Origin of the sequence: Geobacillus sp. JS12, assembly GCF_001592395.1 — a bacterium.
Taxonomy (GTDB): domain Bacteria; phylum Bacillota; class Bacilli; order Bacillales; family Anoxybacillaceae; genus Geobacillus; species Geobacillus zalihae.
Genome location: NZ_CP014749.1, coordinates 1,639,057 through 1,665,997 on the forward strand (window position 1 = coordinate 1,639,057; position 26,941 = coordinate 1,665,997).

General features: G+C 53.2%; 29 protein-coding genes and 2 pseudogenes. 3 read left to right on the forward strand and 28 right to left on the reverse strand.

Annotated features, from left to right (window positions below; all coding sequences use genetic code 11):
- Window positions 1–38: 38 nt before the first annotated feature.
- The 3 genes from A0V43_RS07930 to A0V43_RS07940 are packed head-to-tail and all read right to left on the reverse strand — an operon-like array spanning window position 39 to window position 2,807.
- Window positions 39–1,238, reverse strand: a complete 1,200-nt coding sequence (locus tag A0V43_RS07930; RefSeq protein WP_063192830.1) for a CaiB/BaiF CoA transferase family protein — start codon at window positions 1,236–1,238, stop codon at window positions 39–41.
- 24 nt (window positions 1,239–1,262) lie between these two features.
- Complete coding sequence (aroD, locus tag A0V43_RS07935) at window positions 1,263–2,036, reverse strand: type I 3-dehydroquinate dehydratase (RefSeq protein ID WP_063192831.1); 774 nt, start codon at window positions 2,034–2,036, stop codon at window positions 1,263–1,265.
- A gap of 12 nt (window positions 2,037–2,048) precedes the next feature.
- Window positions 2,049–2,807 (reverse strand): IclR family transcriptional regulator, encoded by a 759-nt coding sequence (locus A0V43_RS07940; protein WP_128577999.1) that lies wholly within the window; start codon window positions 2,805–2,807, stop codon window positions 2,049–2,051.
- 501 nt (window positions 2,808–3,308) lie between these two features.
- Between A0V43_RS07940 and A0V43_RS07945 the strand changes: the two genes are divergently transcribed.
- Entirely contained in the window at window positions 3,309–4,625 is a 1,317-nt protein-coding gene (locus A0V43_RS07945) for an MFS transporter (RefSeq protein WP_063192833.1), read from the forward strand.
- 102 nt (window positions 4,626–4,727) lie between these two features.
- Here A0V43_RS07945 and A0V43_RS07950 read toward each other — a convergent pair whose 3' ends face one another.
- The 11 genes from A0V43_RS07950 to A0V43_RS08000 all read right to left on the reverse strand — a co-directional run bounded on the left by A0V43_RS07950 (window position 4,728) and on the right by A0V43_RS08000 (window position 16,734).
- Window positions 4,728–6,011, reverse strand: coding sequence for a TRAP transporter large permease subunit (locus A0V43_RS07950; protein ID WP_020756271.1), 1,284 nt, complete (start codon window positions 6,009–6,011; stop codon window positions 4,728–4,730).
- Window positions 6,012–6,602, reverse strand: a complete 591-nt coding sequence (locus A0V43_RS07955) for a TRAP transporter small permease (RefSeq protein WP_063192834.1) — start codon at window positions 6,600–6,602, stop codon at window positions 6,012–6,014.
- Between the two features lie 76 nt (window positions 6,603–6,678).
- Window positions 6,679–7,695, reverse strand: coding sequence for a TRAP transporter substrate-binding protein (locus A0V43_RS07960; protein ID WP_063192835.1), 1,017 nt, complete (start codon window positions 7,693–7,695; stop codon window positions 6,679–6,681).
- A 273-nt stretch (window positions 7,696–7,968) separates the two neighbouring features.
- Window positions 7,969–8,805 carry a sugar phosphate isomerase/epimerase family protein gene (locus tag A0V43_RS07965; RefSeq protein ID WP_063192836.1) on the reverse strand — a complete coding sequence of 279 codons (837 nt, stop codon included), beginning with the start codon at window positions 8,803–8,805 and terminating at the stop codon, window positions 7,969–7,971.
- A 30-nt stretch (window positions 8,806–8,835) separates the two neighbouring features.
- The gene (locus tag A0V43_RS07970; protein ID WP_063192837.1) at window positions 8,836–10,599 is read right to left on the reverse strand and encodes a thiamine pyrophosphate-binding protein; all 1,764 of its coding nucleotides are present in this window, start codon (window positions 10,597–10,599) and stop codon (window positions 8,836–8,838) included.
- Entirely contained in the window at window positions 10,596–11,594 is a 999-nt protein-coding gene (locus A0V43_RS07975; protein ID WP_063192838.1) for a zinc-dependent alcohol dehydrogenase, read from the reverse strand. Before A0V43_RS07975 ends, A0V43_RS07970 begins: the two co-directional genes overlap by 4 nt.
- 17 nt (window positions 11,595–11,611) lie before the next feature.
- Entirely contained in the window at window positions 11,612–13,045 is a 1,434-nt protein-coding gene (locus A0V43_RS07980; protein ID WP_063192839.1) for an aldehyde dehydrogenase family protein, read from the reverse strand.
- A 3-nt stretch (window positions 13,046–13,048) separates the two neighbouring features.
- A complete protein-coding gene (locus tag A0V43_RS07985; RefSeq protein WP_063192840.1) occupies window positions 13,049–13,891 on the reverse strand; it encodes a citryl-CoA lyase in 843 nt (280 codons plus the stop codon).
- A gap of 319 nt (window positions 13,892–14,210) precedes the next feature.
- A complete protein-coding gene (locus tag A0V43_RS07990; RefSeq protein ID WP_236930993.1) occupies window positions 14,211–15,554 on the reverse strand; it encodes a hypothetical protein in 1,344 nt (447 codons plus the stop codon).
- Between the two features lie 88 nt (window positions 15,555–15,642).
- Complete coding sequence (locus A0V43_RS07995; protein ID WP_063192841.1) at window positions 15,643–16,494, reverse strand: Cof-type HAD-IIB family hydrolase; 852 nt, start codon at window positions 16,492–16,494, stop codon at window positions 15,643–15,645.
- 21 nt (window positions 16,495–16,515) lie between these two features.
- Window positions 16,516–16,734: a hypothetical protein gene (locus tag A0V43_RS08000; RefSeq protein ID WP_128578000.1), complete on the reverse strand. Its 219-nt coding sequence runs from the start codon at window positions 16,732–16,734 to the stop codon at window positions 16,516–16,518.
- Window positions 16,735–16,865: 131 nt separating this feature from the next.
- On the opposite strand from A0V43_RS08000, the gene A0V43_RS08005 reads away from it, so the two are divergent.
- Both A0V43_RS08005 and A0V43_RS08010 read left to right on the forward strand, forming a co-directional pair.
- Entirely contained in the window at window positions 16,866–17,279 is a 414-nt protein-coding gene (locus A0V43_RS08005) for an EamA family transporter (RefSeq protein WP_063192843.1), read from the forward strand.
- 280 nt (window positions 17,280–17,559) lie between these two features.
- Window positions 17,560–18,678 carry a Delta(10) desaturase DesB gene (locus tag A0V43_RS08010; protein WP_063192844.1) on the forward strand — a complete coding sequence of 373 codons (1,119 nt, stop codon included), beginning with the start codon at window positions 17,560–17,562 and terminating at the stop codon, window positions 18,676–18,678.
- 166 nt (window positions 18,679–18,844) lie between these two features.
- Here the strand turns inward: A0V43_RS08010 and A0V43_RS08015 are convergent, their stop codons facing one another.
- The 14 genes and pseudogenes from A0V43_RS08015 to A0V43_RS08080 all read right to left on the reverse strand — a co-directional run bounded on the left by A0V43_RS08015 (window position 18,845) and on the right by A0V43_RS08080 (window position 26,817).
- Window positions 18,845–19,231, reverse strand: coding sequence for a DUF302 domain-containing protein (locus A0V43_RS08015; RefSeq protein ID WP_063192845.1), 387 nt, complete (start codon window positions 19,229–19,231; stop codon window positions 18,845–18,847).
- Window positions 19,232–19,380: 149 nt separating this feature from the next.
- Window positions 19,381–20,162: pseudogene (locus A0V43_RS08020) on the reverse strand (sulfite exporter TauE/SafE family protein).
- Window positions 20,163–20,233: 71 nt separating this feature from the next.
- Window positions 20,234–21,370 (reverse strand): MBL fold metallo-hydrolase, encoded by a 1,137-nt coding sequence (locus A0V43_RS08025; RefSeq protein WP_063192846.1) that lies wholly within the window; start codon window positions 21,368–21,370, stop codon window positions 20,234–20,236.
- 47 nt (window positions 21,371–21,417) lie between these two features.
- Window positions 21,418–21,987: a sulfurtransferase TusA family protein gene (locus A0V43_RS08030; RefSeq protein WP_063192847.1), complete on the reverse strand. Its 570-nt coding sequence runs from the start codon at window positions 21,985–21,987 to the stop codon at window positions 21,418–21,420.
- Window positions 21,988–22,008: 21 nt separating this feature from the next.
- Window positions 22,009–22,305: a rhodanese-like domain-containing protein gene (locus tag A0V43_RS08035; protein WP_063192848.1), complete on the reverse strand. Its 297-nt coding sequence runs from the start codon at window positions 22,303–22,305 to the stop codon at window positions 22,009–22,011.
- Window positions 22,306–22,317: 12 nt separating this feature from the next.
- Window positions 22,318–22,683: a rhodanese-like domain-containing protein gene (locus A0V43_RS08040; RefSeq protein WP_063192849.1), complete on the reverse strand. Its 366-nt coding sequence runs from the start codon at window positions 22,681–22,683 to the stop codon at window positions 22,318–22,320.
- An 83-nt stretch (window positions 22,684–22,766) separates the two neighbouring features.
- Window positions 22,767–23,182: pseudogene (locus A0V43_RS08045) on the reverse strand (DsrE/DsrF/DrsH-like family protein); the annotation flags it as partial.
- Window positions 23,183–23,235: 53 nt separating this feature from the next.
- Window positions 23,236–23,463 carry a sulfurtransferase TusA family protein gene (locus A0V43_RS08050; RefSeq protein ID WP_063192850.1) on the reverse strand — a complete coding sequence of 76 codons (228 nt, stop codon included), beginning with the start codon at window positions 23,461–23,463 and terminating at the stop codon, window positions 23,236–23,238.
- Window positions 23,464–23,564: 101 nt separating this feature from the next.
- The gene (locus A0V43_RS08055; protein ID WP_013145015.1) at window positions 23,565–23,825 is read right to left on the reverse strand and encodes a metal-sensitive transcriptional regulator; all 261 of its coding nucleotides are present in this window, start codon (window positions 23,823–23,825) and stop codon (window positions 23,565–23,567) included.
- On the reverse strand, window positions 23,792–24,184 hold the full coding sequence (locus tag A0V43_RS08060; protein ID WP_033012386.1) for a hypothetical protein: 393 nt from the start codon (window positions 24,182–24,184) through the stop codon (window positions 23,792–23,794). The genes A0V43_RS08055 and A0V43_RS08060 overlap by 34 nt, the downstream gene beginning before the upstream one ends.
- A gap of 89 nt (window positions 24,185–24,273) precedes the next feature.
- The gene (locus tag A0V43_RS08065) at window positions 24,274–24,843 is read right to left on the reverse strand and encodes a class I SAM-dependent methyltransferase (RefSeq protein ID WP_063192851.1); all 570 of its coding nucleotides are present in this window, start codon (window positions 24,841–24,843) and stop codon (window positions 24,274–24,276) included.
- 140 nt (window positions 24,844–24,983) lie between these two features.
- Window positions 24,984–26,111, reverse strand: coding sequence for an MBL fold metallo-hydrolase (locus A0V43_RS08070; protein ID WP_063192852.1), 1,128 nt, complete (start codon window positions 26,109–26,111; stop codon window positions 24,984–24,986).
- A gap of 46 nt (window positions 26,112–26,157) precedes the next feature.
- On the reverse strand, window positions 26,158–26,403 hold the full coding sequence (locus A0V43_RS08075; protein WP_013145011.1) for a glutaredoxin family protein: 246 nt from the start codon (window positions 26,401–26,403) through the stop codon (window positions 26,158–26,160).
- A 24-nt stretch (window positions 26,404–26,427) separates the two neighbouring features.
- Entirely contained in the window at window positions 26,428–26,817 is a 390-nt protein-coding gene (locus A0V43_RS08080; RefSeq protein ID WP_011231562.1) for a DsrE/DsrF/DrsH-like family protein, read from the reverse strand.
- Window positions 26,818–26,941: the final 124 nt, after the last annotated feature.

Sequence of the window (26,941 nt, forward strand, 5' to 3'; positions counted from 1 at the left end):
CAAGGAGCCGGGAAGGCGGCAAGCCGCCGTTCGTTCATTCATATGATCCCGTTTTCTCGCAGCCGCTCAATGTCTTCCTTGGACATGCCAAGCATCGTTTGCAAAATCTCTTCGGTATGCTCCCCTAAATCCGGAGCAGTGCGGCGGATGGCGCCTGGCGTTTTTTCGAATTTCGGCACAATGCCGGGCATTTTAATTTTGCCAAGGCGCGGATGGGCGACTTCGATGATGTTTTCCCTCGCTTGGTAATGCGGGTGCTCAAAAATATCTTTAATGCTCAAAATCGGACTGACCGGCACGCCATGCTCATCCAAAATGTGAAGCAATTCATCGCGCGTCTTCGTGCCGATCCAGTCGGCGACGATGCCGTTTGTCTCTTCATGATGAGCGAGCCGCCGTTCGTTTGTGCAAAATTTCTCATCCGTCAACATATCTTCCCGCCCCATCGCTTTCGCCAGCCGCTCGAACGTCGAATCGGTGCTTGTGACGAGCACGACCCAATGCCCATCTTTCGTCATAAACGTGCCCGCCGGGCTCGAATGGCCGGACAATCCCGGCGACCGCTCGCGCACTTTGCCCAATTGGTCATATTCCGCCACCAAAAACTCCATCATGCGGAACACCGATTCGTAAAGACCGATATCGACCATCTGCCCTTCGCCATTCGGATGGACATCGCGGTGGTAAATGGCCGTCACCGCCGCAAACGCCACATAAATGCCGGTAATGTAATCCGTCAACGAAAACGATGGGCTGACCGGCGGACGATCCGGATACCCTTGCAAATACGTAAACCCACTGAACGCCGTCGCCGGTGTGCCGAATCCGGCTTTCTCGCGAAACGGACCTGTTTGCCCGTAGCCCGAGACGCGAATCATCACCAGCTTCGGATTGATCCGCTTCAGTTCTTCATATCCGCCGCCCCATTTTTCGAGCGTGCCGGGGCGGAAGTTTTCAATGACAATATCGACGTGGCGGACGAGCTGTTTGAAAATGTTCATTCCTTCTTCTTTGCGCAAATCCAACGTGAGCGACCGTTTATTGCGCGCCAGTCCGGGCCAGCGGAGCGGCTCCCCATCCTTGAACGGCCCGACATGGCGGAGCGTATCCCCTTTTCCTGGCAATTCCACCTTGATGACATCGGCGCCAAAATCACCGAGCAAAACCGCCCCAAACGGCGCCGCGATCATCGTTGACACATCGAGCACTTTGACGCCTTCCAACGGCAAACGCGCCATGACAATCTCCTCCCCCATTTCGATTTATTGTCCGTATGTCATGATGACCGACAAAGCGGTCCGGACGTCTTCAATCGGAATTTGCCCGGGCGCCGAGCTTTGCCGCCCGACTGCGAAGGTGACAGCAGAGCCGAACAATCCGCCCGCCAGGCGGGTGATGGCGCCCAATGCCCCCATCGACATCGTGATGAGCGGAATTTCCACCTCTTGCCGCGCCTCTTCCGTCGCCTGCAGCAGCACGAGCACATCCCCCCGCGATTTTGGCATCACAGCCGCTTTCGCGATGTCGGCGCCGCATTGCTCAGCTTGGCGCATTTTCGCGACAAGCTCTTCCTTCGATGGCGTATGATCAAAATTGTGGTAAGACAACACAAGGCGCACTCCATAGCGGCGCGTCAGCTCCCGGACTGCGGGGACATGCGGCTCATGGACAAGCTCGTAATCAAGCAAATCGATCGCGCCGCTTTGGCATACAGTTTCAAACAACCGAAGCTTTTCCTCTTCTGTCAAGGAAATCGGTCGGCCGCCCTCCAGTTCGGAACGAACCGTAAACAAAATCGGGATGTCTCCGGCAATCGCCCGCATCTTTCTCGCCGTGGCCGCCACTTGCTGTTCGTCCCGAATCGCCTCGAAAAAGTCCGCCCTCCATTCAATGAGATGCGGCTTTTTCTCCGTGATTTGCCTTGTTTCCTCCAACACTTGCTTCGCGTCCGCTCCGACGACCGGGGCGCAAATGCACGGTTCGTCTCCCCCGATCAAGACATTGCGCACACGGACGGCGCGTTTTGAAATCGCCATATGCTCTCCCCCTTATGGTCGATAACCTAGTTTTTCTGAAATCGCTTGTGCTCCTTCTTTCACGATCGTTTCGAACTTCCCAAGCACATCCGGCGCAAACCGATGCGTCGGCCCGGAGATGGACAAGCAGGCGCGAACTTCCCCACGAATATTGAAAATCGGCGCGGCAACGGCTGCAGAGCCGACTTCCCGTTCATCGACGCTGGATGCCACACCGCGCTCCCGAATCACCTCAAGCTCCGCCGCTAGACGAGCCAAGCGTTCCTTTGTCGGCACTTGCGCGAAAATCCGCTCTTGAAAAGCAGGCGATTGATAAGCCAATAATACTTTTCCCCCCGCCCCCGCCCAAAGCGGAAGCCGTTCGCCGATTCTCACCATATGACGCAGCGCCTGAAGCCCCTCGCACTGTTCGACGCAAACGCGGGCATCTTGTTCGAGCACATACAAATTCACCGTCTCCCGCGTCTCATCGCGCAGCCGCTCCATCACCGGCCGCGCGATTTCCCGCACTTCCATCGATTTGCCGGCAATGTATCCTAAATAGTACACCCCTTGTCCAAGACGGTACTTTAACGTCTCCGGATCTTTGACGACCAAGCGGTTTTGCTCCAGCGTAGCGAGCAAGCGCGTTGTCGTCGATTTAGGAAGCGAAATCTTTTTCGCAATTTCCGTGAGTGATAGCTCTTGTTCCTCAAGGGTAAAACAATACAAGATGTCAATGGCCCGCTGCACCGTACGCAATCCGGCCTCATGCTTTTTTTCTTCCTTCAACTGTTTGTCTCCCCCCTTCCTTATGTTCCATTCAACGGAATTTAATTTCTTTCAGTGGAACCTTACTCCCATTTTAGCATCTTCGGTCACCGCCGTTCAAGCTTTTTTTTCGCGTTTCCTTCCTTTTCGGTTTCAACAAGGGAAAGGACGGCGAAGCCTCTTTTATATTCAAATGTCTGCGCGAAGAGACACATGCTGCTATGGCCCGTCTTCCTGTCCGTCCATTGGTTAAACGGATTGCATAAACAGTTCAAATTTTTCAACAAGTTATGGACAAACGAGAGCGAACTTTGTTATAATCCATTCAAGAATTCCATTTATAGAAAATGAGTTACACATAATGGAACAAAGAAAGGGGATGATCAGCGAACATTGGGGAATCGATCATTTCATGGGATGATGAAACATCGAAACGCGATGTCCATTGAAAGGGAACTCGCTATTTTTTCTCTCTAACACTGTATGCGTTTTCCCGCATCAACACAAGGATGGTGAACCGTGATGAAGCACAAACGACGTTGGGCGATTGCGTTTTTGATCGCGTTAGGCGTCATTATCAACTATTTCGACCGCATCAACATGTCCGTCGGCATTCAGCCGCTGGCGAAAGAGTTCGGCCTCACGCCCGGACAGCTCGGCATTTTGCTGTCTGCGTTTGCTTGGTCTTATGCCATTTTGCAAATCCCGGCCGGCGTGATTCTCGATAAAATCGGCGTCAAATGGGTGACGCGCATCGGGACGATCATTTGGACAATCGCGTGTTTCTTGACCGCTATCGCCACTGGCCAAGGCCTTGTCATGTTATCACGCGTCTTGTTGGGCATCGGGGAGGCGCCGTATTTCCCGTCAGCCGCCAAAGCAGTCGGGCAATGGTTCCCGCGCCATGAACGGGCGACCGCGATTGCCCTTTACGACGCCCAGTCGAAGCTGTCAAACGCCATCGGCACTCCGATCATCGCGTGGATCATCACCGAGTGGGGATGGCGGGCTGGGTTCTATACGACGGCAGTGCTCAGCTTCATTTACGCCATCCTGTTCTGGGCGACATACCGCGACCCACATGAAGACAAACGGTTGTCGAAAGAAGAGTACAACTACATCGTCCAAGGCGGAGCGCAAAAGTCGGATGAAACATCGGGAAACGTTTGGGAGACGATTCGGTATTTGCTGACGAAGAAAAAAGTATGGGCGACATTGATCGGGTTTGCTGCGTATGGCTACTCGTGGTTTTTGTTTCTTACGTGGCTTCCCGGCTATTTGGCGACGGAAATGCACATGTCGGTGCTGAAATCAGGCTGGTACGCCTCGATTCCGTGGATCGTCGGCACGATTTCGGAGATCGCGATCGGCGGATGGCTCGTCGATCGGCTTATCAACAAAGGAGGCCATTCAACGCGCGTGCGAAAAACGTTTTTGGTCATCGGCATGCTGCTTGGGCTGTCCGTCATCGGCGCCGCTTTCACGACAAACCCAAACATCGCGATCCTTTGCATTTCAATTGCGCTCGGCGGCCTAGTCATCACGTCCTCGATTGCCTACAGCATTCCGACATTTATTGCACCGCCAGGCACGGTCGGGACGTTGACCGGCCTGTTGACGTTCGGCAACAACTCGATGGCGATTGTCGCCCCAATCGTGACGGGGTTCATCGTTCAAGCGACCGGCTCGTTCATGTACGCGTTTCTCGTCGCGGCGCTCATTTTGCTTGCCGGCATTTTCAGCTATTTGTTCCTGCTGACGGATTTAGAGCCGATTGAGCCGATGGCTCAGCCGGACACAACGCAAAACGCAAGCATCGGACATATAAAAGTGCGATAGCGAAAAAGAAGCGCCTTCGTCCAACCCGGCGAAGGCGCCTTTCTATGCTGCGGATGTGCGGTGAATCAAGCCTTCACTCCTCCTCAACGCAACACCATCCGTTTAATGACCCGCAAACCACCCAAGCGGCACGGTCACAAGGGACGGGAAGAAAATCAACAAAAGCAACAGAAGCGTCTCCACCAGCAAAAACGGCCAAACTCCTTTCATGATGTCTTCCATGTTGATTTTCGCCACCCCGCAGGCGACGTTCAGCACTGTGCCGACCGGCGGCGTGAGCAGCCCGATGCAGTTGTTTAAAATAAACAATACCCCGAAGTACACCGGGTCAATGCCTGCTTTTTCAATAATCGGCATGAGCACCGGCGTCAAAATGAGCACTGTCGGCGTCAAATCCATCGCCGTTCCGACCAACAGCACCAACGCGTTAATGGCCAAAAGCAGCGCCAACGGATGATCGATAAACGGCGCAAGCACATCTGTCACGATCGCCGGAATGTTGGCGACCGTAATGAGCCAGGCTGACACCATGGCCGCCGCCACCAAAAACATGACGACGCTCGTCGTTTTCGCCGCGGCCACGAGCACGTGGAACAAGTCTTTCACTTTCAGCTCACGGTAAATGCACAAGCCGACAATCAACGCGTAAAACGCGGCCACCACCGCTGCCTCGGTCGGCGTAAACACTCCTCCGCGCAGCCCGCCGACGATGATCACCGGCAGCAACAGCGCCCAAAACGCCTCGCGGGTCGCCCGCCAAATTTCTTTTGCCGACTGGCGCGGGAGCACCTCGACTTGATCCTTGCGCGTCACCCACCACCAGCAGATGGCCAGTGAAATTCCAAGCAAAATCCCGGGAACAATGCCGGCCATAAACAGCTTTGTGATCGACACGCCGCTTGTGACCCCGAAAATGATCATCGGAATGCTCGGCGGGATGATCGGGGCGATGATGCCGCCGGCAGCGATGAGGCCGGCCGAGCGGTTGCGGTTGTACCCGGCTTTGACCATCATCGGGATGAGAATGGCCCCAAGCGCCGCCGTGTCGGCGACCGCCGACCCCGACAACCCGGCGAACAGCACGCTCGCGATGATCGCCACATACCCGAGCCCGCCGCGGATATGACCGACAAGCGCCATCGCAAAGCGAATGATCCGTTTCGAAATGCCCCCGGCGTTCATGAGCTCCCCGGCCAGCATAAAGAACGGAATCGCCATCAGCGGAAAGCTGTCCGCGCCGCTGATCAAGTTTTGCGCAATGATTTGCGTATCAAAAATATCCAAATAAAACATCAAGGCGACGCCGCTGACCAAGAGCGCAAACGCGATCGGCATCCCGAGCGCCATGACCCCTAACAGCGACCCGATAAAAACGACCAACGCCATTTACCGCTCACCTCCAGCGGCGCCTTGCGTTCGCCCGTGCACCCATTCTGCCGCTTCGTGCTCGACGGGAGCGGCCGTCATGATTTCTTCTTCCGATTCTTTCATTCTCGTCAGCTCCTCAATCGCCCCGGGGCGAAACAGCGCCTGATACAAATGGTACAAAATAATGAGGCCCATGCCGATGCTCACGACAAGCCCGGTCCCGTAAATGAACGCCATCGGCAGACCGGTGGCCGGGGCTTTGCTTTCCAATCCGCTCATCGTCATCTTCCAGCTTCCATCCAACAGCAAATAGAGAACGTACAGCACGATCGCATTGCTGATGACAAACACAACGCGCTTGGCACCAGTCGGCAGTTTTCTTACCAATGTGTCGACGCCTAGATGGTCGTTGTCTTTCAAAGCACCGACCGCGCCTAAAAACGACATCCAAATGAACAGAAAGCGCGACATTTCTTCCGACCACGTGATGCCGGAGTTAAATGCATAGCGGAGCACGACGTTGCCGAATACAAGAATGGACATAAACGCGAGACAGAACGCCATTAAGGCGTTCAGCGCCTTCTCCAGAACGGCTCCGATCTTTTTCATCGCTGTTCCCTCCAAGTCTGCAAGAATGGAAGGACTCTTAAGGGGATGTCCCTTAAGAGCCGGCTTTGCCATTCGGTTATTTTCCTGCGTTAATCAATTCGTTCACGAGATCTTGGTCGAATTTCGGCGCGTATTTTTGATAGATGGGCTGCACTTTTTCGACAAATTTTTGCTTCTCCTCCGGAGAAAGTTCGGTAATGACCATGCCCTGTTGTTTCAAATAGTCGAACATTTTCTCATCTTCTTCTTGGTTCAGCTTGCGCTGATAGTCTCTCGCTTCTTCCGCGGCTTTTTTGATGATGTCTTTTTCCTTGTCCGTCAACGTGTCCCAAAACTTTTTGCTGATGAGCAGCGGACTCGCATTGTAGACGTGGCCGGTTTTCGTCAAATATTTTTGCACTTCGTAAAACTTATTGATGGCCACATTCCCGACCGGGTTTTCCTGGCCGTCGACCACGTGCTGCTCCAAAGCGGTGAACAGCTCCGTGAAGGCCATCGGCACTGGTGTAGCGCCCAGCTCTTTCCACAAATCAATATGAAGATCGTTTTCCAACGTGCGGATTTTCAACCCTTTAATGTCGTCCACGCTTTTGACTTCCCGCTTATTGTTCGTCAAATGGCGGAAGCCGTTTTCCCAATAGTTCAAGCCGATCACACCGACAGACGGCAAATCGTTGAGCAAATCTTGGCCGATTTTCCCATCCAGCACTTTGTAAGCGGTTTCTCGATCTTTGAATAAAAACGGCAAGTCTAGCACCCCGATGCGCGGAGCGAATGAAGCGATCGGACCGGTCGACATCGTCGATCCTTGAATCGTGCCCATCTTCAGCGCTTCAAACACGGCTACGTCTCCCCCGAGCTGTCCATCCGGATACACTTCCACTTTGATCGAGCCGTTTGTTTCTTTTTCCACGATGTCCGCAAATTTGTACAATCCTTTCGTCAGTGAACGATCCTTCGATGTCGCGACGGCCATTTTCATCACTTTCGGTTCGGCTTTCTTCGCCGCGCCGCCCCCTTGCGGCTCGGATTTCGATGAGCACCCCGCAAGCACCAACAGGCAGGCAAACAACAACACCAACATCTTTTTCATTACGTTTTCCCCCTTCTTTCCTCTATAGTGCAATGGTTGATGCAGCCGAACGGATCAACCGGCTGGCATCGTTGTATGTTGAACCCGCATTCCCGTTTGGCCGCACGCCATTCTGTTCTCTCTCGACCGCTGCCGGTCATGCGGGAAACAACCAAATGAACAAACCATTTATTTCTAACAATGGAATTAATATATAAAATTTTCTGATAATTAAGAATGTCTATAAGGCAGCCTCCCGTATCGGAAGCGCTGCCATATTTCTCTGTTGACTAGTCACGCCGATCGATCGCTTTGCGTTGCAATATGACGGGCAAAATAGTCTTTTGCCGACTGCAGGCAGCGGCGTGCATGTTCTTCGTAGCCGAGCTCCTTGACACGTTTGATGTTTGGTAACTCGATCGAGCAGGGAATTTCCGGAATGCGGCGGACAATGCCGGCAATGTCGATCCCGCCTTCGCCGATGTACAGCCGCCCTTCGCGGAGAATTCTCGTCATCTCTTCTTTTGACGCCGGAATCTCGCCCGGCGCGTCGCAAAGATGGAGAAAATGGAACCACTCCCGCGGCACGGCTTCCAACGCTTCTGGCGAATCGCCGGCGCGATGAAAATGGTGCAAATCAATCATAATGCCAGCATTGTCTTTCTTTACCGTCTTTAACACATCGACGACTCCGGCCAAATTCGTCACCGCCGCAATCGGCACATACTCCAAATCGACCGTCAATTCATATGGCTTCGCCAGTTCGCACAGCTCGGCAAACTGTTCAATGTAAGCGCTTCGGTCGGCCGTCCAAATGCTGCTTAAGACGTGGCGGCCGCCCAGTTCAGCCGCCACTTCCAAAGCGGGTTCATACCGTTTTGGATCCGTATCAGCGTCAATACGGGCCAGTTCGATATCCAGCAGCTTGACGCCGGTGTCCCGCAACGCCGCTTTCGTCTCACGCAACAGCTGTGGATTTTCCGCCAACGCATAGTTCGGTTCTCCCGGAAGCCCCATGTAGATGATCCGGAAACTGACGTAATCATACCCTGCCCGGGCGGCAATGTGCGCCATCTCCGGCGGCGGACAGCCGAGCACGGTCAAATGGGCCAAGGAAAACGTTCTAGCCATATCTTCCCCCCCGATCTTGAAGGTTTCTCCTTACCGCTCTACGGCCACATGGTGAACACGTTTGCCTGGGGAATAGATATCCATAATATTCCAGTGGCCGGACGTCGGCGTCGGGACGTTGATCATTTCCACATCGATGACAAACGGTTTGTTCGCTTGGATGGCTCGCTCGAGCGCCGGTTTAAACTCTTCCGCCGAGCGGATTTTCACTCCTTCAACGCCGTATGCCCGGGCAATGGCTGCATAATCCGGCGAATACGGCTTACCGTCCTTTTGGAAAACCGTCCCGTGCGTCGTGCCAAAATGCGCCTTCTCGAGCCCGGCGATCGTGCCAAAGGCGTAGTTGTTCATAATGACCCACACAACGGCGATATTTTCCTCGGCGGCGGTCGCTAACACCGCCGGGTTTTGGCCAAATCCGCCATCTCCAACAAGCGACACGACGACGCGGTCCGGGCAGGCGATTTTCGCTCCAAGCGCGGCCGGAGCGCCAAAGCCCATCGTCGCATAACCGCCTGGCGTCAAAATCGTTCCTGCACCATACGCTGGGAACTGTTGGCCGACCCCGTTTTTGTTCCAGCCGACATCGGTCGTGATGATCGCATCTTTCGGCAGCACTTCCCGCACCTCATGCAAAATGCGTTCCGGACGCATCGGATAGCTGTCGTCTTGAATGTGCGGCGCGTTTTGCCGCCGGAATTCCTCCTTATAGTTAGCGATTCGTTCTTTCAGCGCCTCGTCCGTCCGCCCTTGCGGCACGGTTTGTTTCGCCACGCGGTTCAACACGGTAAGCGCTTGCTTGACATCGGCGACGATGCCGAGTTCCGTTGGATAGTTGCGCCCGATTTCGTTCGGGTCGATGTCAATATGAATGAGCTTCGTTTCCGGAATGTTGAACGTGTACTCCGGCTCCCATGAGCTGCAATCCGCTTCGGAAAATCTCGTTCCCAATGCCAAAATGACATCGGCGTTGCGGCACATGTCATTGACGAATTTCGTCCCCCAGAATCCGCTCATGCCCAGTGTCAGCGGATGGTCATCCGGCAGCGCCCCTTTGCCCATCAGCGTGTGCGCAACGGGGAGATCGAAATGTTCGACAAACGTTTTCAATTCTTCCGCCGCATCCGCCAGCATAATGCCGCCGCCGACGTACACAAGCGGACGTTCCGCCTGCATCAACTTCTCAATGATGCGTTTCGCCGTTTCATCGTCAATCGACGGTTTATGCAGCGTTTTCGTATGCCGCTTTTGCTTTTCAAACAGGGCAATATCCACTTCTTTTGAGAAAATGTCCATCGGCACGGAGACAAGCACCGGCCCTGGGCGGCCGCTCTCCGCCAGCTGGAACGCTTTTTCCAAAATTTCCGGGAACAAATCCGGCCGGTCGACCCGCCATGCCCGCTTCACAAACGGGCGGTAAATTTCATATTGCGACGCATCAGCGTGCAAGTTGATCTCCTGGTGCGGATGCTTTCCGTAATAATGACTCGGCACATCACCGGCGATGACGACCATCGGAATGGAGTCGAGCGCCGCATTGGCGACGCCTGTCGCCGCATTCGTCAGCCCCGGGCCAACGTGGCAGAGAACGACAGCCGTTTCCTTTTTCGCCCGCGCATAGCCGTCAGCCATATGCGCGGCGATTTGTTCGTGGCGGACGTTGACGAACTTGATTGAACTATGCTCCAAAGCCGCCAACACTGCGATGTTCGTATGGCCGCAAAGCCCAAAAATATGCGTAACGCCGCGGTCCTCCAAATACCGGACCAACTGTTCGGCTACTGGTTTTTTCATCGCTCTTCCTCCTCCTTGAAACGTAACACGACTTTGCCCGCATTGCCGGATGACGCCAGTTCATACGCCTGCTCATAGTCGCGAACGGGGAAAATGCGGGAAATGACCCGTTCGATCGGATGCGGCATCGTCCGCAAATAATGAATCGCTTGCAAATAGTCATCCGGGAAGCGGTAGATGATGGAACCATGCACGGTCACTTCGTTGCGGACAAGACGCACCACCGGAAACGTCGCTTCATTCGCCAGACCGATCAACACAAGATGCCCCCCTGGAGCGACAAGCTCCACCGCCTGTTCGACCGCTTCGCGCGCACCGGCCGCCTCGATGACAACATCAAACGTTTCACCCGACAGCGCATCAGGCGCAAGCGTGCGGATGTCGGCCATCGCTTTCACCGTCTCTAGTTTTAACGGATTCACATCGACCGCCGTCACATCCGCGCCTAAATGGCGGGCGAGGACGGCCGCCATCATCCCTTCATTTCCGCAGCCGATGACCGCTACGCGCATGGCGGGCTCGATCCGCACTTTGCTCAAAGCATGCACGACGACAGCAAACGGTTCGACGAGCACCGCCTTTTCATCCGAGAGATCATCAGGAACAGGAAGCACATACTTGGACGAGATGACGAATTCATGCGAAAATCCGCCGTCCGTGTTGATGCCAAGCGATTGTTTATGCCGGCAGATGTTCGTCAACCCTTTTTGGCACAAATCGCACGCGCCGCAATACGTGTTCGGCAGCACAACGACCCGCGTCCCGACGTCATAGGTCGCTTGCTCGCCCTTTTCGACAATGACGCCGACAAGCTCATGCCCGGCGCGAACAGGATAGCTTGCATATGGAAGTTTTCCTTTCAACACCCCAAGATCCGACCCGCAAATCCCGCCGTAGATGAGCTTGATTTTCACCTCATCCCCTTGAGGAGAACGGACGACCTCGAGGCGCCGCAGTTCTAATTCATTCGGCTTCGCCACATAAAGCGCTAACATGTTGCCACCACCCATCATCACTGTGGAAACTGCCATACAATCATCTTCATTTCCGTCATTTCTTCAATCGCATAACGCGGGCCTTCGCGGCCGATGCCGCTGTTTTTCACACCGCCGTACGGCCAATGATCCAACCGGAAATTCGAGGTGCCGTTCACAACGACCCCGCCGACATCAAGCGCCTCCGCCACTTGATGGACGATGTCCATCCGGTTCGTAAACAGCCCAGCTTGCAGGCCAAAGGCGGAATCATTCGTCTCGGCGATCGCTTCGTCAATCGTCCGGTACGGGATGACGCTGACGACCGGGCCGAACACTTCTTCACAAACGACTTTGCTTCGCTTCGGTGGGTTGAAGAGCACCGTCGGCTCCACCGTCGCCCCACGCCGTTTTCCGCCGCACACCAGCGTCGCGCCGGAAGCGATGGCTTCATCAATCCAGTTCATCACCCGATCCGCCGCCCGCTCATCGACCATACAGCCGACATCCGTATCGGGCAAGAGCGGGTCGCCGACTTTCAACGCCTCGACTTCCCGTTTGAGCAAGTCGGTAAACGGTTCAACGACCGACTCATGTACGTAAATGCGCTGGACGGAAATGCAGCTTTGCCCGGAGTTGCTGTAGCCGGTTTTCGCGCAAAGCGCGGCCGCCCGTTTCAAATCGGCGTCTTCATGGACGATCGTCGCCGCATTGCCGCCTAGCTCAAGCAGCACTTTTTTCATGCCGGCCAACGCGCAAATGTTGCGGCTCGCCACCACGCCGCCGGTAAACGAAATGACGTTGATGCGATCGTCTTTCACGATTTGCTGCCCAACCTCGGCACCGCCAAGCACCATGTTGATGGCACGCGGTGGAAGCCCGGCCTCTAGCAGCAACTTCAACAGTTCTGTCGCAATCAGCGGCGTCTGCGGCGCCGGTTTTAACACAACGGTGTTGCCCGCCGCAAACGCGGGTCCGACTTTATGGCAAATCAAATTGAGCGGGGCGTTGAACGGCGTAATCGCCACCACGACGCCGACCGGCACGCGAAACGTCACCGCCAACGCCTTCACCCCGCGCGCCGAGGCGTCGCCCGGAATCGTTTCCCCAAACAGCCGTTTCGCTTCTTCGGCCGACTGCTCGAGCGTTTCGATGGAGCGGGACACTTCATCCAACGTATTTTTGAGCGGTTTGCCGAGCTCTTCCGAAATATAGCGGGCAAACGTTTCTTTCCGCTCCTCAAGCAGCATCGATGCCTTTTTTAAAATGTGCGCCCGCTCATAGGCCGGAATTCTCGCGATGTCTTTTTTCGCCGCAAACGCAGATGCCAACGCCCTTTCAACATCATCCGGAGTCGCGAGCTGCTGTTCGCCGATCACTTCCCCGGTATACGGGTTTTTCACCGGCTCCGCCGCACGCGGTTCTTCCACCCATGTCCCGTTAATATACAGCTGTGCTTTTCTCACATTCATCACCTACTCTTCGAAATGACGTTTCTCCGGTCCGGTATAGCGGACTAAATCATCGCGGTTCGGGCACGGCCCTTTGATCAGCACGCCGTTTTGCCACTCTTCAAACGCATGGGCGACAATGCCCATTCCGCGCGAAAGGGCGAACACACCTTTCGCCGCCGCCGCCGGCACACCGAGCTCGCACTGGATCGCGGCCGCCACCCCGTCGATGTTCATCGTCATCCGTTTCCCTTTCGTTTTCTCCAAATGGGAACGATACGCTTCGGCGATCGCTAAATACCGTCCACTGATCTCCCCTTCTTCCACAAGCTCGCCCGCCAGCGCATACAGCCGTCTGACACGTGGGTCGTCATCATGAAGCTGATGGCCAAATCCCGGCAGCTTCTGTCCTTCACGGAGAAACTGTTCAAACTGCTCACGGATCACATCGGCCATGGCGCCTTCCCCGCCGCGAGCCTCGATTTGCTCGTTCGTCTCGTAAAACAGCGCCATCGCTTTCTCCACCGCTCCCCCGTGCACATCACCAAGTACGTTGATGCCGGTTGCCACGCACGAGTTGAACGAAATGCCGCATGTCGCCGCCATGCGGGCCGCCGCAATCGACGGCGCGCGCGGGCCGTGATCCGCCCCGGCGACAAGGACGCTCTCCCATAACTTCGCCTTTTTCTCGCTCAATATCTCGCCGCATAATAAGAGGTACAACATTTGCGTGTACGACACATTGCCGATTAATTCTTCAATCGGATATCCGCGAATGAGAATTTCATTTTTGCGGACGTCGCTGATCGACGTCTCCCACCACGCCCCTCCATCGGCGTACATATCGAGCGCACTTCGTTGCTTCATCTTAAGTCTGTCCTCCTTCGCCGCTCTTTGTAGATCGATCTAAAAGAACAAGAGATGATTAGATCGATCTAAAACAAAGAATGAAAGGTAATTAGATCGATCTAAAAAAGATCTACAGAGCAGACCATCTCTCTTTCTCAATAAGCCGATGATCCCCCAACACCCTGCCTTGACATCACCGATTTTATTAGATCGATCTAAAATAAAGTCTCACTTATCAAAAAATTCGATTGATTCAATCTCATTATACCTTTCTACTGAAAACGCTGTCAACCAAAAAATATTCTTTCCGCTAAACAGGCGATGCCGATTCCCACTGTCATATAGCCGAGAGCGAACGGAACATTCCGTTTGCCGATCCGGTACGGGTTATCCCAAGCTCCTCAGCCAGCAAGGAAACAGAAATATTGTACGGGCTATACATCACTGTCGCCAAACTGCAGCAAATGAGCACGATCGACAACGGCACAGCCGGAACAAGCAGCCGCACCGGCTCAAGCAGCGGCATGAGCAGCGTCAAGCTCACCAGCGGGTGAAATCCGACAAGCGACGTCGTGAAAAAATAAGCGGCAATCATCGCATACAGCCAGACGGAATGCTCCGCCCCGACGCGGAACCAACCCTCAAGTACGGCAAGCAGAGGGGATCGGGCCAGCATCTCGACAAACAATCCAGCCCCTAAAAACATGAAAAAGTAGTTCGCCAATCCTTCTGTCCGTTCTCTCCAATGGCGGAACGCCACCGTCGCATACCGCTTCCCCCGGCGCACAAACAGCGCCCATCCGAAGCAAAACGGGGCAAGCAACAAGACGACAGAAAACAAAAACCCTTTGCCAAGCCAATGTTGCAACAAGGAAACGAGCACGGTAAACACGACGAGCACCAACAGCAGCTGGGCTGCCTTTTTCCCGACCGAAACAGCCATTTTCCCATTCGTTTCTGCGCCGTTTTCCAACGGGATGCAACGGTACGAAACAGTGGCTGTTCCCCAATCGATCATCGCCATCATAAAAGCTAGAAACAACAAAAACAGCGCCACTTGATCATAACGCACGCCGGTAAAGTCAATCGTCGTGCTGATCATCACTTCCATCGGGCTCCACGTCAAACAAAGCGCGTACGCCCGCAGCAAATTCCGAACATAAAACGACTCCGCCGTTCCTCGGTCGATCGTCCGCAGCGCATCACGCAACGATCGAACAAGAAGCGGAATCGTAGCAATGTTCAAAAACAATCCAAGCAAATGGCAGACACTGAAACTGCGGCGGTATAACGAAGAAACGCTCTCGGCGTTCCGCTTCAGCCATTCGCTTAAACTATGGTCATACCGCCCGACGCGAATGAGCGTATTCATGAACGGAAGCACAAAAAACAGCGCCAACAGCCCCAACACCCGTTCAAAATGCAGGACAAACGTCGGCCATGCATCGCCATAGAACAAAAACAATCCAACACCAAATGCAAAAAACAGAGCCCCCGACACCTTATACACTCCGCGGGCGTAAAACGCAGATGCGACAAAGGCCAACAGCGCCACATCTCCCATCACATAGTGAATGGCCGCCACATCGGTGAACTGGGCGAGAACATACAGCACCACCGCCGCTGTGTACACCGGCACCCGCAGTGTTCCGATCATGTTTTTGATGCGATCGTTTGTCATCGTTCTCCCCTTTCTTTGTAGGTATATGAGATGATTATACTGCATTTTTTCAGCAAGCTGCAGACAAATGAATAAAAAACGGGTGCTGCTACACCCGTTTCGCAAGCACCCGCTCAAGCCCCGCCGCCACGCCGTCTTCTTCGTGGGAGGACGTCACCATATCGCATATGGCTTTCAAATCCGGCTCTGCATTGTCCATCGCCACGCGATAGCCCGCGACCTCGAACATCGACAAGTCGTTATGGCTGTCGCCAAAGGCGACCGTGTCGCGCAAATCGATGCCGTAATGGGCGGCGAGCCGCTTGAGTGCTTCACCTTTTGTCGCCCGTTCGCTGTTCATCTCAATGTTGTGCGGGTGCGACGAAGTGACCGTGACGCCAGGGAGCGCGGCGAACCGAGAGGCTGCGTCGCGCAACCGCTCGCGGTCAAGGGCAAAAATAAGCAGTTTATATAACGTAAGTTTTGGGTCGTCCCACACCGTGCCGATGTCATCGACGTACGTCACCCGCGCCTGCTGGAACTGTTTGTTCACGAGCCACTTCACCTCTGGCGCCGCATCGGCCATCCCGGAGGCGAGCGCTTCCCATTGAGCGCGGTTGTGGAGCCCGACGTACACCGCATCGCCTGTGTACGTCTCGCAGTACAAATCCGGCTGTTTCCGCACCCACTCAAGCGCCGGACGGACGATTTCCCGCTCGAGCGGCGCCTCGCTGATGACCGTGCCGTCTTCAAGCGTCACGACCGCCCCGTTTAAGCTGGCGATTGGGCAGATAATGCCCGCCTCGCGAAGCGGGGCGAGCGCGTCTTTGCGCGCCCTCCCGGTCACGACGGCGACGATGTGGCCTTGCGCCTGCGCCGCGGTGATGGCCGCCCGGTTGCGTTCACTGATTTTTCCTTCCCCGTTTAATAGAGTGCCATCCATATCAAGTGCAATCAACATCACTCATCCCTCTTTCTTTCGTCATGCCAAAAGCGGCTGGAAAAACGGTGTTCCGACAGAAGCAGGGGCTAGTGGAAAGTTGGAAATGTCCGCCCTCTTCTCTCCGCACGCCAGCGCCTGACTCCATCTGCTCTTGTTCTGCAACGCTTCCTTTTTATTCTGATAGCTGTCGGGTTCTTCGATCACAAACGGTGCGAACCATTGGCGCACTTCATCAGAACGAGGGGGATTTGTGCTCATCTTAACGCCCAGCTCGCAAAAGTGGCGCTTGCCCTCCATTATAACAAACGAATGGAAAAATGGTGAAATGTTCTCCCTTCTCGTAGTATAATAGATGAGAAGAATTCTCAAATGAAAGCGAAGGGATGCCCATGTGGATCGTGTATGCCGTTTTGGCGGCGGTGTTTGCGGCGCTGACATCGGTGCTGGCGAAAATCGGCATTGAGAACGTGAACTCCCATCTAGCGACCGCCATTCGCACCATTGTCGTGCTCGTGCTCGCATGGATGATCGTCTGGATGACAGGGGCTCATCACGGCCTAAAAACCATTTCGACGAAAAGCTGGTGGTTTTTATGCTTATCCGGAGCGGCGACCGGATTGTCATGGCTTTGTTTCTACAAAGCGATCCAAATCGGCGATGTCTCGCGCGTATCAGCCATTGACAAATCAAGCTTGGTGCTGACGATTTTGTTTGCGGCGATGTTTCTCGGCGAACCGCTGTCCGCGAAAGTGGTGATCGGGGTGTTGCTCATTACCATCGGGACATTGATCATGATGTTTTAGCCGGCCGCCTGCTCAAGCGTCTAGCCTGTTCTTCTGGAAGCATTGCCATCATGCCCAAATTTGGTATTTTTCCATCAAGCCTATAGACAGGACGATCCAAAAGATGTTACAATAATTTTTATAGTGACCAAGAGCTTTTCTCGCCCCTCCACATCATTTCGGCATAGAGGACAGCTTTTGGGATCACCTTATGAAATAAGGTCTTCGTTGCGACCAAGAGTGTGTGAATGGCCTTGCCGCTGCTTGTCAAACGGAGAGTAGTTTGAAAGGAGATCACTGAATGAATGATTTTCACCCGTTCGGCTGGTACGCGGCAAAAATGGCCCCGCATTTGCCGAAAAAAGCGTTTCAACCTGTGAAGTCCCGCTTGTTTGGAGGTCTGGCTTATGTAGGGCTCGTCATCGCCGGCATCCTCGCTGTATCACTTTTTCATCTTCACCCGGTATGGAACCTCCTCATCTCTGTTGTGCTTGGTTTCAGTTTTGCGGCGTTAGGATTTTTAGGACATGAAATTTTGCACGGCACCGTCGTCCGTACACCTTGGCTGCGCGATCTTCTCGGCGCAATCGCCTTTTGGCCGCTTTGCACCGGTCCGAAGTTGTGGAGAAAATGGCATAACGCCAGCCACCATGTGCATACCCAGCATGAAGAAAAAGACCCGGACGCGTGGCCAAGCATGGAAAAGTTAGCGAAAAGCCGCCTGCTCTCTTGGGTATACCGCATCCCATTTCCGATTCGCGCGTTTTTCGCGTTTAGCTCCTTGTCGGTGATGTTTACCCTTCACTCGATCCGGATGCTGTTTTACTTTTTCAAAGACTTTCGCCAGAAGAACCGCGCGGTTGTCCTGTTTCAATTTTTCTTGCCTTGGGCGACATGGCTCGGGCTGTTATGGCTGGTCGGCTGGGAGAAATGGTTTTTCGCCTTTTTGCTTCCGCTGCTCGTCGCCAACACGATCGTCATGAGCTATATCTCAACCAACCACCGTCTCAATCCGTTAGTGCCGGTCAACGATCCGTTGGCGAACAGTTTGTCGGTCACCGTGCCAAAGTGGGTGGATATCCTCCACTTTCACTTTTCGCACCATACTGAACATCATCTCTTTCCTGCGATGAGCTCGAAGTACTACCCGCTCGTGAAAAAACACATCAAACAAATGTGGCCCGACCGCTACCACGAAATGCCGATGGGAAAAGCGTTGGCCGCCCTTTGGAAAACGCCGCGCGTCTACTACGAGCACAACGAGCTCATCGAGCCGAAGCAAGGCCATGTGTACGGCACGCTCGGCAATGGGTTGGATCCCGACCGGATTGTGCATCGCGAGCTGGAAACAGAGAAACAACCGCGCTCAGCCAAAAAACGGGCAAAAACAAAAAAAGCAGCGGGGCAAGGGAATTTGTAGAAAGGATGGGCTTTTCAACAATCAGCCCCTATGTGATTCTCCTTTTGGATCATCGATCAAGAAGCGGCGGAGAAGGGAAAAGAGCGCTTTTCTTTCTGCAAACCTGCCTGCCGTGTATATGTGCACAACCAAAAGGTGCCCCTCACGCGGGACACCTTTTTCCTTTTCACTGACGGCATTGGTCAATGCAGGCGACCAACCTTTTCTCAATATCTTCCGCGATTTCCTTCAACGCCGGCTCGTTCACCATGCCAACAAGCATTGTCGGCTTCGGCATGCCGATTTTCGTTGTGCCGTTCTCTTGATAGAGGACGAGTTTGCACGGCAAAAAGTAACCGACCAACACGTTTTCATTTAACACCCGAGCCGCTTCTTGCGGGTTGCACACTTCTAAAATGACCATCGGCGTGGAAAAATCAAGCCCCTTTTCTTGCAGCTTCTCGGTCACGCTGAACCGCCAGAGCACGCCAAATCCTTCTTGTTTCAAGTTCTCTTCCAAACGCTCGATCGTTTCGTCCATGCCTGTGGGCACGTCAACCGTGTAATGGAACATCGTTCCTTCTTCCCTTCGTTATGTTTTCCCGTTGTTTAGCATGCCCAAATCGATCGCTCACCATCACGCAGAAAACGGACGGCGACACATGATCAGTTCCAGCGTTCACATGTCTTTTCCCGTGACCCGTCGCCTTTCAAGCGCTTCGATCATAAAATATCCACCCAAATTTTCACCGCCGTCGCCAAAATCAACACGGCAAGGATGACTTGCAGCACTTTCGTGTTCATTTTTTGCCCCGCTTTCGCTCCTAACGGAGAGGCAAGCAAGCTCGCGACGACCATGATGAGCGCTGGGATGTAATCGACTTGGCCGGTGGCGATTTTCCCGAACGTCGAGCCAATGGAGGAAATGAACGTAATGGCCAAAGAGGTGGCGATCGTCATTCGCGTCGGGATTTTCAGGACCACGAGCATGACTGGCACAAGCAAAAACGCCCCCGCCGCCCCGACGATGCCGGACCCGACGCCGATCAGAAACGCCAAGGCGGCCGCCATCCCTTTGTTGAACGTCACTTGGTCAAGCGGAATGTCATCGATCCCTTTTTTCGGCACAAACATCATGATGGCCGCCAATGCCGCCAAGATGCCGTAAACGACGTTAATCGTTCCCTCACTCATCAGCTTCGAGCCATAGCCGCCGACAAAACTGCCGACCAAAATGCTTATCCCCATATACAAAATGAGCGATTTATTCAAGTAACCGCTTTTTCGATACGCCCACACGCCGCCGATCGTGGCGAAAAACACTTGCACCGCGCTGATTCCCGACACTTCATGAGCGCTGAACGCCGCCAGCCCAAACAACGGCGGAAGATACAGAAGCATCGGATATTTAATAATCGACCCGCCGATCCCACCATCCCAGAAATAAACGAACCGACAAAACCGATTAAAAAGATGACAATGAGAAACGCGAGCGAAACATCCATCGATCATTCCTCCCTTTTGGTTTCAAAAAGGACGGGGCACGCCCCCGCCCCTGTCAATCTGTGCCGCTTCTTTAGGCATGGGCATGATGCAGCGCACAGCGGTTCGGGCCGATCTCAAGCTCCCGCTCTGTTTCGATATCCACGGTTTTGAGCCCGCGGTTGATGGCGACAATGTCTTCAAAGTTCGGCGGAGTCTCCGTATTGGCGCTTTGGATGACAAGATCGATAAATTCGTCTTTTGGTTTGTTTTGCATCATCTCATTGCGGGCGCGGATGCGGCCTAACGTATCGCCGACATACCCCTCCGCGTTGATTTCTTCATCTAAGTTCGCGTAGTGAGCCGGCAAGACGATCACATCATCCGCCATGGCTGCGACTTTTTCGTACACGGTGTCATACAAATCCGCCGCCCATTCCGCCACCTTGCCGCCGAGATCCGGCCGCCCGAGACCGCCGACAAAGATCGTGTCACCCGAGAACAGCCATTTGCCGTTGACAAAGAACGAGACGCTGCCTGGCGTATGCCCCGGCGTTTTCACCGCCAACACTTCCAAATGAACGTTTTCGAAATCGATCGTGTCATGCTGCTCGAGCGGCTCGAAATCAAACACCGCTCCCTCGCTTTTCATCAAGTAGTACGCAGCTCCGGTCCGCTCGGCCAGCGCCTTGCCGCCGGAAAGATGGTCGGCATGCAAGTGCGAGTCCACGATATGCGTGATCGTCACCCCTTCTTGTTGGGCCACTTGTTCGTACACATCGATAAACCGCAACGGATCGATGACAAGCGCTTCGCTTCCGGAGATGACCATATACGACAGGCATCCTTTGCCGACGCGGATGAATTGGTAAATTTTCAACTGATCATCTTCGTATACTTTCGCTTGATGGAGATGCTCACTCCACGCCTGCATCCCGCCAGCGAGCGTATAAACGTTGTCAAACCCGGCTTCCGTCAGCTGTTCGGCGACAAACGCCGCCGATCCGCCCTTCGCGCACACCACGACAATGTCTTGGTCTTTCGGAAGACGGTCAACAATCGCGTCCACCCCGTCGATCAACTCAAAATACGGCACATTCAAATAGTCAAAGTTTTCCCCTTCGATTTTCCAATCGCGAAAATCGCTTTCGTTGCGGACGTCCAAGATGAACAGCGATTCTTTGTTCAACACCTTTTCCGTCATCTGTTGCACGGTCATTTCTTTCACCATATTAACATACCCCCAATGTATATTTGATTGTTGAAAAAGGCCGCTCATTACGATTGAGCGGAATCAAGCGGCCCGTTCCATTGCGACATGCCTGGAATGACGTTGCGCACACGGTCAAATCCGTTTTCGGCCAGCTTTTGCGCGGCCAAATCGCTCCGCGTCCCTGTGCGGCACACGACATAAATCGTTTTGTCTTTCGGAAGTTCGGCCATCCGATTTTCAAGCTCCCCAAGCGGAATCGAAACGGCGCCCGGAATATGGCCAAACGCATACTCCGCCGGTTCGCGGACATCCAAGACAAACGAATCGGGATCGTGAAGTTTTTCTTGCAACTCTTCATTCGATACGACATGAGGGAATGTCGTTTCTTTGCGTGTTTCATTTTCCGCTGACTTGCGGATATAATGTTTCAAAACCCCATTTTCTTCAATTGTTCCTAAATATTGATGCCCTGTGCTTTCCGCCCATGCTTTGATATCGGCTTTGGATCCCTTATCCGTCGCCTGCACTTCCAGCACTTGCCCCGGCTGCAATTCATTGATCGCCTTTTTCGTTCGAACGATCGGCATCGGGCAGGACAGTCCTTTCGCATCAACGGTCATATCAACTTTAATCATGAACGAATCCCTCCTTACGGCTTATTCGACAGGCCCTTCCCAGGCGAGCATGCCGCCTGTCATGTTGATGACGCGGTAACCGCGGCTGTCAAGAAACTCCGCCGCACGGCCGCTCCGCCCGCCGGAACGGCAGACGAGAATGTATTCCTCTTTTTTGTCCAATTCATGCATGCGAAACTCGATCAAACCGAGCGGAATGTTGACCGCTCCTGGAATTTTGCCTGCAGCGACTTCCTCCGGCTCGCGCACATCGATGATATGAAGCGATTCTCCAGCGCGAAGCCGTTCTTCTACCTCTTTCGGTGTGATTGTTTTCATCATCATCCTCCTCTACTGCCAGGCGTTTAGGCCGCCTTTGACGTTCGTCACGTGCTGAAATCCCATTTTCTTTAACAATTTGCTCGCTTTTTGGCTTCGCATCCCGCTTTGGCAAATGACAATCACTTCTTTTTCTTTGGATAGTTCGTGAACGCGTGCTGTCAATTCGTGCAGCGGGATGTTCCGAAACCCTGGCAGATGGTAAGACTGAAACTCCAAAGGGGTGCGCACATCAATATATTGCACCCCGGGTTCTTTCAACCGGCGTTTCAATTCCGCCGCCGTCATCATCCGCACCCCTTTCGGCGGGATGAAGCGGCTGGTGAGAAACCAGACAAGCAAAACAAACAGGATGATGTTGAGGATCATTTGCGACATAGGATTCCCTCATTTGATTAAATGAATAAGTTCACATTTCCTTCCGACGCATCAGCCAAATACGCGGCAACGCCGGCAAACTCAACGCCATCGATCAATTCCTCCGGCTTCAGCCCAAGCAAATCGACTGTCATTTGGCAAGCGACGAGTTTCACGCCTTGCTCCTTCGCCATCTCGATCAATTGCGGAAGCGGCATGGCGTTATGCTTTTTGATCACCTTTTTGATCAACTTCGGGCCGATGCCAGCAAAATTCATGCGCGACAGCCCCATGCGGTCCGCGCCGCGCGGCATCATTTTCGCGAACATCTTTTCAAGAAACCCTTTTTGCACCGGAACCGGCGCCTCTTTCCGCAAGGCGTTGAGCCCCAGAACGTATGAAAGATCGTCACGTCATGGTCGTAGGCAGCGGCGCCGTTGGCGATGATGTAAGCCGCCATCGCCTTGTCATAGTCGCCGCTGAACAAAATGATCGTCGTCTTTTTCTTCGGCTGTGTCATCTGGCTGCCTCCTCTCTAAATATACATATATGGGTATATTAAAACCTAAAAAATTATCCTTTTTGAATCCAGAACGTCAACACACCGTTTTCCTCTTTCATCTCAATGACCGTATGGCCGCTCGCTTTCGCCCATGCCGGCAAATCGTTTTTCGCCCCTTTATCGGTCGTTTGCACTTCCAGCACTTCTCCCGATTGCAATTCGTCCATCGCTTTTTTGGCTCTCACCACCGGCATCGGGCAAGCCAATCCTTTCGCATCCAATACTTTCGCTACGTTCATGATGATGACCTCCTTCACAACAGATTTTTATTACCATTACCCTATGGGTATATTACTACAAGAAAAAGAACGTTGTCAACACCTTTTTGTTGAGCAACGCATTAACGGCTTTTCACAAGCAGTTCCACTGCTTCTTTGACAAGACTGTCTGTGCTTTCCCCTTTTTCCATGCTTTCACGAAGACAATGTTCCAAATTGGTGCTGACGATGACGGCAATGGCGCGGTCAATGGCATTGCGCGCCGCCGACAGCTGGGAAACGACGCTCTTGCAGTCTTTCCCTTGTTCCATCATGCCAAGGACGCCTTTAATTTGTCCTTCAATCCGTTTTAAGCGGTTTTTGATCTCTTTGTTATATTCCATCGGCTCGTTCGCCCCCTTTCTTGACAATCGCAAGCCGTGATCGAATAGCTGTTCACCTCATAGCCATAGCGGCGCAACAGGCGGATGCCGACGTTTTTTTCGATGTCATCCTGAACGATGATATGAAGCGGCTTTGGCGGAATATCCCGCGCATGCCGTTTCAAATACGCCACCGGAATATGCAACGCTTGGCCAAATATGGAGCCGTTGCTTTCATTATAATCGCGCAAGTCAAGAAGAAGCAAGCCGTCCGGCACCTCTTCTACCGGAAGGCATGGGATATGTTTGACAGGATAGTAGCGTCGATACAACGCTGCGCCCAAAAGAATGAGAAAGAATAACAAACTGCTAACGATCAACGGTTCACCCCCTCTATTCACCCTATGCACGATCATTATATACCCTATACGGTATAATGACAATAAGAAATATTTTCCTCAACAATTGGTTATTCCCAGCGAATCAAAAGACCATAGACAGCCGGGTGAAAACGGACAAGTTCCACGTTGCCCGCCTTTTGTTTCACATAGGAAAACAGTTCATCCGACGGAATCCGCTCATGGAGCGGCGGCCCCATTTCGCTTTCCATCGCCTCCCATTCGATCAACAGAAACTGCCCGTTTGGCCTCATCACACGGCGAATTTCGTCAAGGGCGGCTTCTTTTTGTTCCACCTCATGAAAGACAAATGCCATGATCCCTTTGTCCACCGAATGCGAAGGCAAGGCGGTCGAAGCGACATCCGCCACCCGATATTCGATGTTGGTGATCGCTAGTTTCTCGGCCCGCTGTTTTAGCAATTCAATCATTTCTGGCTGCACATCGACCGCGTACACTTTTCCGTTTGTCGCCTGCGCGAGAGGAATCGTGAAATAACCATTCCCGGCGCCAAGATCGACGACCGTGTCATCCGGTTTCACGGACAACATCGAAATCGCCTGTTGCGGGTCAATCCATTCCTTGCGCTTCGGATCGAGCAATCGATCCGCGTGTTCATACTGAAAACGGTGTCCTGCCATCTTTCTGCCTCCTATTCCATCACTTCGATCATAGTATAATACGCATGCTGGCCGTTTTCAAACAACTTCCGCGAACACCGCCAGCCCGCCACAACCGAAAAAGAAAAAGCCGGCTTGAAGCAAACGCCGGCTTTCTCTCTTTACCGAACGGCGCAACGGTTTGGACCGATTTCCATCTCTCTCTGCTCTTCTTCTGTCGGATTGAGTTTCCCCATATTCGTCTGCCGAATTTCCTTGTAAGCATTCGGCTGCGGCGGCAAATTTTCGGTGACAGTGCGGCGAAACTCTTCATCTTCTGAAATATTCAAACCGTGGTTCCGTTTATAAAGCACACCGAGCCGTTCGGCGACACTGCCGTCCTCATTCATTTCCTTTGGCCCCATATAATGTGCTGGCAAAACAACCAAATCATCAGCCAACCGTTTGTAGCGGTCGTATAACGTTTTCCGCAAATCACTAACCCAATCTTGCGCTTTCCCAGCCAAATCCGGACGACCGATCGAGTCGATGAACAAAATATCACCTGTTAACAAATATTGATCGTCCACAATAAACGATGTGCTGCCGATCGTATGCCCCGGTGAATACAACGCTTCAATCACGACATGGCCGACGCGGATGCGGTCGCCGTCTTGAATCGGTGTATACGTAAACGTCACTTCTTCCGCGTCTTTCGGCGGCAAGTAATACGTTGCCCCCAGTTCTTCCGCCAACTTGCGCCCGCCGGAAATATGGTCGGCATGCAAGTGCGTATCGAGCACATGCTTGATGGTAATGCCGTGTTCGTTCGCAAAACGGACGTACGCATCCGTCATGCGGTTCGTATCGATCAATGCCCCCTCGCCGTTCGATTCGACGAGATACGAGAGACACCCTTTGCCAAGGCGGACGAATTGGTAAATCGTCCCTCCGCTTTTCAGCTCGCCGATTTTCACTGGTTCCAAATGCTCGCTCCACGCCTTCATGCCGCCTTCAATCGAATAAACGTCCGTATAGCCCGCCGCTTCCAGCTGTTCAGCTACAAACTCCGACGAGCCGCCCTTCGCGCAAACGGCATAAATCGTTTTGCTTTTATCTTTTGGCAAACGGTCCAAATATGGTTCAATGCCATCCAACACTTCAAAATACGGAATATTGACGACCTCGACATGTCTCCCTTCAATCCGCCAATCGGCAAAATCTTCGGGGTTGCGAGCGTCCACAATGAACAGCTCCTCACCGCGAATGATCTTATTGGCGATTTCTTTAACCGAAATCGTTTTTGCCAACGATATCCCCTCCTGATCTCATAGTTTCGTCAAGGGTCCGTTATTCTCAACGATGATTCGCCTGATTCCACAATGCCATAATGGCATCCGGATCATACCCGAGCACCCAACGGCCGTTAATCTCGATTTGCGGCACGCCCATTTGCCCGGTCGTTTCCACCAGCCTCCGCGCCGCTTCCGGATCGAGCTCGACATTCACTTCCTTAAACGGAATCCCTTGGGCGCGCAAAAAGTTTTTCGCCATGACGCAATACGGGCATGTCGTTGTTGTATAGACCGTGACTTGTGCCATCTTCTCTTTCCTCCTCTCTCCTTCTTAGAAAGCCAATGTAATATCAGCGTCTTTCGCAAACTGCAGGAACGTCGCCGCCCCCGCCACCTCAATGCCATCGACGAATTGGTCTTTGTCAAGCCCCATGACATCCATCGTCATTTGGCAAGCGATCAGCTTCACACCCATCTCTTGCGCCATTTGAAGCAATTCGGCAATCGATGGAACGTTCGCTTTTTGGAACCCTTGTTGAAAATGTTCTTTCCCTTCCGGAATCGGCAATTGTTTGTGCGCTTCTTTATGGATGAGATTCAACCCCTCAAACGTAAAGAACACCCCGACCTCCGCGTCTGCCGCCGCAGCGGCCGTCGCGATGTTGAACACCTTGTACGCATCAAACAACCCGCCGTTTGCTGCAATAATCGCTACTTTCATGACAACAACCTCCTTCACGTATGTCGCTATTATATTTTGATACCCTCATAATATTTTATACACATATACACGCTGTATTATACATATACGTGTATATGTATTTCAATAATCATACTATCGCATC